The sequence below is a fragment of the Lysinibacillus sp. CTST325 genome (genome assembly GCF_054665055.1).
In genome coordinates this window covers 1-7,139 of sequence record NZ_BAAFHO010000029.1, presented here as the reverse complement: position 1 = coordinate 7,139, position 7,139 = coordinate 1, and the positions used below count along the sequence as shown (strand labels likewise).

Sequence of the window (7,139 nt, the reverse complement as noted above, 5' to 3'; positions counted from 1 at the left end):
CTCTATGATTTCGTCTTTATTAACTACAGTTGCGGCTGGAATGAAAACCGAAATTGGTGTTGCTCTACCTATTGCAGGTGGATTGTTTGCTTTAATCGCCAGTATCTTTATCGGTTTGAAAATTTTCAAACGCGTTACTGGTGCTAAATCTTAATAACCAAAATACGCCCTTGGGTGCGTAAGGTACCGGCTCTGCCGGGGGTTCCTTGGGCTCCCTAGGGCGTATTTTCTTATATTGCGATTTCCCACCGAAAAAGGGGTGTTAAATTTTAAAAATGAGAAAAATATTCGTGCTATTTATGGTGATAAATTTAGCTTTATGTAGTTCATTTATTTTTATGCAAGAAGCACATGCAGCTGTTGGTAAGGTTGTGAGTCAGGCGGCCAAACATACAGCGAAGGAATTTACAAAGGATATAGCTATGGATATATCTTTTAAATTGGCTATGGACGCAAAGTACAACATGTCTGGTCAAAAACCTAAACAAGGGTATGAAGCTATTTGTCTACCACAATATAAAAAGCCTACGGGCGAATGTACAAATCCTTTGCAAATAAAAAAGGATGTTAAAAGAGAAGAGTTATCTGAAACGATAGAAAAGGTATTAGACAAAAAAATTGCTGGTGGTGCATCAGCAGCTAAGTGGATGAAATTTCTGGATTGGTTTGCACCTATATTTGCAGTTGGGTTGGGTGTAGCTGTAATTGATTATGCAATAGATGGTGATGTAATGAGCTTCTTTGATGAAGTGGCTTATGAAGCGCTTGTGGAATTAGGATTTATTGAGCCATTAGGGAATCAAGAATCATTGCTAGAAACAGGGAATGGACAAGGTTTTGTAAGACCTTCAATAAGTTTGCCAGAATTGCCGTTGGATGCTGAAAAGGAATCTTGGAAAGTGTTTCAGTTAGATCAAGCTGTTAATATAAATGGTCTTTTTAATTGTGGTGGTGTTAATGACTGCGTAAAAATCGAAGGTGTTTATAGTACGAAAAGTAAAGATAGAACTTTAAGGATAGTTCCTAGATACGGTGGAAAGTTAAAAGCTACTACTGCAAATATGGAACATTATAGTGATGATTTTGGTGTTGGAATTGAGATGACACAGATTACTTTGTATCAGTATGCTACTACCAAATATGGTTTAGATAAGAACAGATTAGTTTCGTATCGTATAAATCCTACTCTTGACACAACACCAAAGTATTATATAGAAGCATTAACAGGTAGCACTGGTAACCAAACATTATTAAGACCTGAATTATATACATTTGCAGCAATGAATTTATTAAGATTTGCTCTTAACCCAGAGAAGGAAGACCAATCACCTTTGTTATTCACATATATTCCGGGTCCAGTTACTAAGCCAGAAGAGGTAGTAGTACCTAAATTCGACGAAGCGCAATTACAACCGAGTAAAAAGCCAGGTACTAAAGTGCCTGTAGTTGCACCGGGTGCATATCCGTTAGAAGAAGTAGGTACAGGTACACCTGTTTACCCTTCTATTGATAAGGATGGGAATATTGCATATAGGACAGCAGATGGTCGGGTGGTATTGGATATAAATGTGACAGTAAAAAATCCTACTATAACAGTGAATTCAGATGGTAGTTTAAAGGTTGAAAAAGCTCCAACGCCGGAAAATCCTAATCCTGAGCCGGGAGAAATACCGGGTAAAAATAAACCAAATACTGAAAGTGACCTTAAGTGTGAAAAAGGTTTTGAAAAAATACAGTTTGGAAAAGTAGGACATGCCTTTACAAATGCTTTTCCGTTTTCTATTCCATGGGATTTAAAACGTTTTATTGATAATGCATTTAATGGTGTTGGAAGCGAAAAACCATCATTTAATTTAACCTTTTTGGGGGATGATGTAGTTCTTGAAATACCAGAGTATTTTAATCCGTGGATTAAATTTTTTAAAGGTTTAATTGTAATTTTGTTTGATATATCTTTAGCGTTTCTATTTTACAGATTTATGAAAGGTGGCGGAGATTAATGGGTATATTCGATTCAATAAAATGTGCGTTGATTGAACTTTGTAATTTATTGATTGAGCATGTTTTAAATAATTTATTATCTGCGATAGCTTGGGTTATTGGTCTTTTGCCATCTTTTCCGATTGAAAATGAACCACTTCAGTGGGGTGAATTTGGTAAATCTTTAGGCTATTTTTTTCCTTTGGGAACAATGGCACAACATTTTGTATTGATGTTAACTGTAATAGCTATATGGTATGCGTACGAATATATAATGCGTTGGATCAAGATGATTAAATAGGGGTGTTTTCTATGAGTATAGAATTGTATACAGGGTTTGTAGGTAGTGGGAAGAGTTATGCTGCAGTAAAAAACGGTACGGTAATAGCTGATGCTCCAATGGGTAAAAGATGGGTTATAGCTAATTTTCCAATAAAGCCGAAAAAGAAAATCTTTGCGAAGTTTAGAAAAGAAAAATTTAAAGAACCCAGATGGATATATAAAGAGAATGAAGAATTAACTCCAGATTATTTAATTAAGAAATCGATTGAAATGGGATGGAACGAAAAAGAAGGTAGTTGTTTGGTCATATTTGATGAAGCAGGTATACCTTTTAATGCTCGTTCATGGAATAAGTCTGACCGAATGGAATGGATAAAGTTTCTCTCTCAATCTCGTAAATTTGGTTACGATTTTATTTTTATTACTCAACATAGGGACATGATGGACAAGCAAATCCGTAATTTGTGCGAGTACGAAGTGCAGCATAAAAGGTTAAATAATATGCATGTGTTTAAAATATTGTCTTTGTTTAGAGTAACTCTGTTTGCTGGTATTTCGTTCTGGAATGGGATGTCAAAAGAACGAGGTACATTGCGAATGTATTTTTATAAAAAGAAAGTTGCTGATCGCTACGATACACTGAGGATTTTTGATAGGAGTGATGAAGATGTTCAAGCCGATTGAGATGGTCGAAGAATTTTTATCAAAATTAAATTTTTTTATAGAACCGCCAATTTTAATTATATTTAGTTTGTTTTTGGCAGGATTGATTTTTTGGGGGATGAATGTATTTGGTGATGAAAGAAGAAAAACAGGTAACTTTTACTTTGGACTTATTTTATTGTTTGTAGCTAGTTTAATAGGTGTATTAAATGGATTTTTATAAGGGGTGAGCCATATGGAAGATACAAACCATGAATTGATAGATTTGTTGTTATGTGTGGCGTCGTTTGCATTTATTCTTATTGTTGTAAATGGAGGGGCTTGAGGATGATGGATAAAATACTTGATTTTTTAGTTGGAATTGCAGTGTATATTTTTTGTTTTATAAATGAGATTTTCTAAAACTATGTATTTACACGAAAAGTATTTACTTAAATGTATTTACATTAATATATTTACAATGCTATAATCTACTAAACAACTATTGGGAGGTTATGGCAATGTTGGCTAAAAGTATAACTAGAACATATAGACAAGATGCAATAACTTTAGCTTATTTGGATGCATTGGATAGTAAATTTGGTGGTGGTCATAGCGCTCTAATGCGTAAAGCTATTGCAAATTTAGCAAAAGAAAATTTTAGTGAAGAAGAATTGAAGAAGATTCAAATGGATCTATTGTTTAAGGAATTTCAAAAAGCAGAGTAAGGGGATGTGGAGATGGATAGACAAGAATTTATGGATAAAAAGAAAGTTTTGTTTGATGAATTTTTAGAAGTTTCAAGGTCAATGAAGCTAGGGCAAGAACAAAAAGATTTTGTAGACACGTTTTATAATAATTTTTTTAACAGCGTTTATGACGAGGGAGCTTTTGTAGCTACTCAACGTGTTGTAGAAAGATTAGAGAGATGAAAATAGGGGTGGATTCATGTTTGAACTAGATGAAGTAGCAGACCATATGAAGTATATATCAAATCAGCTTGAAGAAATAAGAACACTTAGCAAAGGTGAAGAAGATTTCTATGATGCGCCCTATAATAATGATTTTGTTCTTTTACAAAAAATCCTTAAGGATAGAATTGAACAAATGTTGTACAGATGATACCTCTCACTGGCTTGCCAGTATTAGCGCCAAGGTAGAGATGATTCTCTGCCGCTGGAACGTAGTGGAGGCTATACTGGAGAATAGAGAATAGCTTGCGTAACAGCGTGTAGCCAAATTTAATTAAGCTAGATTTACTCTACTCTCCTTATAAGCTTTTTTAACTGGAGGAGAAAAAATATTTAGTTAAGTTGGCTTAAGCCAACTATTAATCTTTAGATAGGAGGATTTAATATTTATGGAAAATGAATGGATTGAAAATATCAAAAAAGAAAATTTGAAACTTAATCAATTTCTAGAAGCTAACCCTGACTTACCACGCGAGGTTTATTTTGTTATTAAACAACGTTGTATCGATTTAGATAAAGCTATTATGCTAGCGATGGCAAAAGAAGTATCAGGAGAGGAATAAGATTTTTGGAGCCGATAGGCGGAAAAAATCTCTTGGTATATATTACGAAATCACAGTCACCCTAGAGGAAGGAGATATACAATGTGAAAGAATCTATTAAAGAGTCATTAGATGAAAGAAAGCGTTTAATACGCTCTGAAAGGTATGCTTTACAGTCTGTATCAAAGAAAGCATTGCCTGGTGAACGTGTTTCAATATGCTTGAGAAATAGAATACCTAATAAAGCTGAACAAACATATGAAGATATTAAGGTTTGGCAACATAATAAAACAGGTAAAGCGTTTTTAAGTGGTTTAGCTGTTTGTGGTTCAGTTTGGACATGCCCAGTTTGTGCAGCTAAAATTTCTGAAAGACGGAAATTGGAATTAAAAAAAGCCTTTGATATGTTTCAGTCAAAAGACGGTAAAATAGCTATGTTAACATTGACATTTGCACATAATAAATTTGATAGTTTAAGAGATTTACTTGATAAATTTGGACAAGCTACTCAAAAATTTATGACTGGTAAAGCATATCATAATATTCGTTTAGAAATGGGCATTGTGGGAAGAATTCGAGCATCAGAGTGTACATATGGAGATAATGGATTCCATCCTCATACGCACATAGCGATATTTTATGAAAATGATTGTGATCTAGAAGAGATGCGTATTAAAATGTATCGACTTTGGGAAAAAGCCTGTATTAAATTTGATTTAAAGACTAGTTTTGATTATGGATTGGATTTACAAAATGCACATAAAGCCGAAGAATATTTTACGAAACATGGTACGTGGTCCATTGAACAAGAAATGACAAAGTGGCACACGAAAAAAGGTAAAAAAGATTCGTTAACACCGTATGATTTTTTAAGATTATATTTAAACACTGAAGATGAAAAGTATTTAAGGTTATTTAAAGAATACGCAACTGCTTATAAAGGGAAACGACAATTACAGTGGTCTCAGGGGTTGAAAAAAAAGTTTGTACTGGAAGATAAAAGTGATGAAGAGGTAGCAAAAGAAAAATTAGAGGATGCTGACCTTCTTGGCTTGATTGAATATTTTGATTGGAAACACATATTAAAATATGATTTACGTTCTAGACTTTTAGATAATATTGAAAAGCATGGTTATGATTTAGGTTTAAAAATAACTTTAGCAACAAAAAAAGAATCTTCAGGGCACGAAGATTCCGACACAAATGAAATATAACATATTTCCGTTCTTTTTATTATATAACATAAATAATTAATTTAGAAGTCTTACAGTAATCTGTAAGGCTTTTTTTGTTACACTAAAAGAAAAATAAAAAGGATAATATTATTTATGTGAGGTGGCAAATGCCTAGACCTAGAAAATATGATTATCAAAAAGATTATCCAGTAAGAAAAGCTATATACGTGAAATTGCCTGTTGAAATAGTAAGTGAACTTGAAAAATTAGGCTTAGAAGGTTCGGAATTGTCGAATAAAGTCGAACGATTTTTGATAGATTTAGTAGAAAATAACAGAAAAAATATTGATTAAATTCTCTTTTTTTTTTATGATTATATACGAACAAGAAATAGACAGTCGAAAACCTGTTCGCATTTTGTTCTATTGAAAATCAAATTTAAGGAGGAAATTTGAATGGCGATTGCTATTGTAAAAGGTATGTTTTTAAAAGCTTTTACTAAAAAATCCAGTTTTGGAGGTAACGATAAGACATCTTTATATGTAGATGTTTATCAATCAGATAATGAAGGGTCTGACAAACTTGTACAAGTTAAAACAGATGATTTGAGCTTATATGAACAATTTGTTCAAAACTACGATAATGGTTCTGTTATTGAACTCAAAGTTCAAGTTAATGCATATCAAAACAAAGCTTATTTCAAGTTGCTTGAAGTGATTTAATGGATGAACAAATTGAAACTTCTGGTCTACCAGAACAAAATGAATTAGGTTTACCAACCGTTGATTTCACTGAATTAGAAACAAAGATTGATAAGCTGGTAGAAGTTTTAGTAACTGATCAAGAACAAAAAAAAGCTGAAGCAGAAAAATTAGCAGAAGAAGAAAAGCAGAAAGCTGTTGAAGATGAAAAGAATTTAAAAGAAGAACAATTGAAAACAGCGAAAGATGCGAAATTACAAGCGGAAACGACTGAAAAGGAACACGACTTACTGCAATCATTAGTTACTGCTGTTGATGAAATGGCGGTAGCTAATGAGGGTTACCACGCCGAAACAATAGAATTGATGGAAAAGCAACATAAAGATAATGTTGAAGGTTTCTATTTTGTAGGTTTATCAATTGTTATTGCGTTTGCTGTTTATATGTTCTGGAATCAATTGAGTAAGTGGTGATGAGTATGGTTGAAATTTTCCCAGAACTTGATTTATCAAAATCTATTATTTTTTTAATAAGTCTTTCTATGTTAGCTATTGGTATTGCTTTTATGGTAGGTTTTACAGTTAAAAAAATGCTCCAATTTTTAAAATCCTTTTGATGGTTTATGTGAGGTTATCGCCAATTAATGACTTACTTAATAGTGAGCATAAAAGGGGATAATTTCTCCTAAGCCATTAGAAAGGAGGGGGCAAAATGGAAGGCTCTATGATTTCGTCTTTATTAACTACAGTTGCGGCTGGAATGAAAACCGAAATTGGTGTTGCTCTACCTATTGCAGGTGGATTGTTTGCTTTAATCGCCAGTATCTTTATCGGTTTGAAAATTTTC

The 7,139-nt window shown here is 33.1% G+C and carries 13 protein-coding genes; all 13 read left to right on the top strand.

Annotated elements, in window-relative coordinates:
• Positions 1-275: 275 nt before the first annotated feature.
• The 13 genes from ACYQ73_RS27900 (at position 276) to ACYQ73_RS27840 (ending at position 6,909) form a co-directional block, all read left to right on the top strand.
• Positions 276-2,000 carry a hypothetical protein gene (locus ACYQ73_RS27900; RefSeq protein ID WP_460015431.1) on the top strand — a complete coding sequence of 575 codons (1,725 nt, stop codon included), beginning with the start codon at positions 276-278 and terminating at the stop codon, positions 1,998-2,000.
• Positions 2,000-2,281: a hypothetical protein gene (locus ACYQ73_RS27895; RefSeq protein ID WP_460015430.1), complete on the top strand. Its 282-nt coding sequence runs from the start codon at positions 2,000-2,002 to the stop codon at positions 2,279-2,281. Before ACYQ73_RS27900 ends, ACYQ73_RS27895 begins: the two co-directional genes overlap by 1 nt.
• An 11-nt stretch (positions 2,282-2,292) precedes the next feature.
• Entirely contained in the window at positions 2,293-2,946 is a 654-nt protein-coding gene (locus ACYQ73_RS27890; RefSeq protein WP_460015429.1) for a zonular occludens toxin domain-containing protein, read from the top strand.
• Positions 2,930-3,148 (top strand): hypothetical protein, encoded by a 219-nt coding sequence (locus tag ACYQ73_RS27885; RefSeq protein WP_460015428.1) that lies wholly within the window; start codon positions 2,930-2,932, stop codon positions 3,146-3,148. Before ACYQ73_RS27890 ends, ACYQ73_RS27885 begins: the two co-directional genes overlap by 17 nt.
• A 277-nt stretch (positions 3,149-3,425) precedes the next feature.
• Positions 3,426-3,632: a hypothetical protein gene (locus tag ACYQ73_RS27880; protein WP_460015427.1), complete on the top strand. Its 207-nt coding sequence runs from the start codon at positions 3,426-3,428 to the stop codon at positions 3,630-3,632.
• Positions 3,633-3,644: 12 nt separating this feature from the next.
• Positions 3,645-3,836 (top strand): hypothetical protein, encoded by a 192-nt coding sequence (locus ACYQ73_RS27875; protein WP_460015426.1) that lies wholly within the window; start codon positions 3,645-3,647, stop codon positions 3,834-3,836.
• A gap of 16 nt (positions 3,837-3,852) precedes the next feature.
• On the top strand, positions 3,853-4,026 hold the full coding sequence (locus tag ACYQ73_RS27870; protein ID WP_460015425.1) for a hypothetical protein: 174 nt from the start codon (positions 3,853-3,855) through the stop codon (positions 4,024-4,026).
• 238 nt (positions 4,027-4,264) lie between these two features.
• Positions 4,265-4,438 carry a hypothetical protein gene (locus ACYQ73_RS27865; RefSeq protein ID WP_460015424.1) on the top strand — a complete coding sequence of 58 codons (174 nt, stop codon included), beginning with the start codon at positions 4,265-4,267 and terminating at the stop codon, positions 4,436-4,438.
• Positions 4,439-4,521: 83 nt separating this feature from the next.
• Positions 4,522-5,631, top strand: a complete 1,110-nt coding sequence (locus tag ACYQ73_RS27860; RefSeq protein WP_460015423.1) for a protein rep — start codon at positions 4,522-4,524, stop codon at positions 5,629-5,631.
• 128 nt (positions 5,632-5,759) lie between these two features.
• Positions 5,760-5,945, top strand: coding sequence for a hypothetical protein (locus tag ACYQ73_RS27855; RefSeq protein ID WP_460015422.1), 186 nt, complete (start codon positions 5,760-5,762; stop codon positions 5,943-5,945).
• Between the two features lie 102 nt (positions 5,946-6,047).
• On the top strand, positions 6,048-6,314 hold the full coding sequence (locus ACYQ73_RS27850) for a hypothetical protein (RefSeq protein WP_460015421.1): 267 nt from the start codon (positions 6,048-6,050) through the stop codon (positions 6,312-6,314).
• A complete protein-coding gene (locus tag ACYQ73_RS27845) occupies positions 6,314-6,766 on the top strand; it encodes a hypothetical protein (protein ID WP_460015420.1) in 453 nt (150 codons plus the stop codon). The genes ACYQ73_RS27850 and ACYQ73_RS27845 overlap by 1 nt, the downstream gene beginning before the upstream one ends.
• A gap of 5 nt (positions 6,767-6,771) precedes the next feature.
• Positions 6,772-6,909, top strand: a complete 138-nt coding sequence (locus ACYQ73_RS27840) for a hypothetical protein (RefSeq protein ID WP_460015419.1) — start codon at positions 6,772-6,774, stop codon at positions 6,907-6,909.
• The last annotated feature ends 230 nt before the right edge of the window (positions 6,910-7,139 follow it).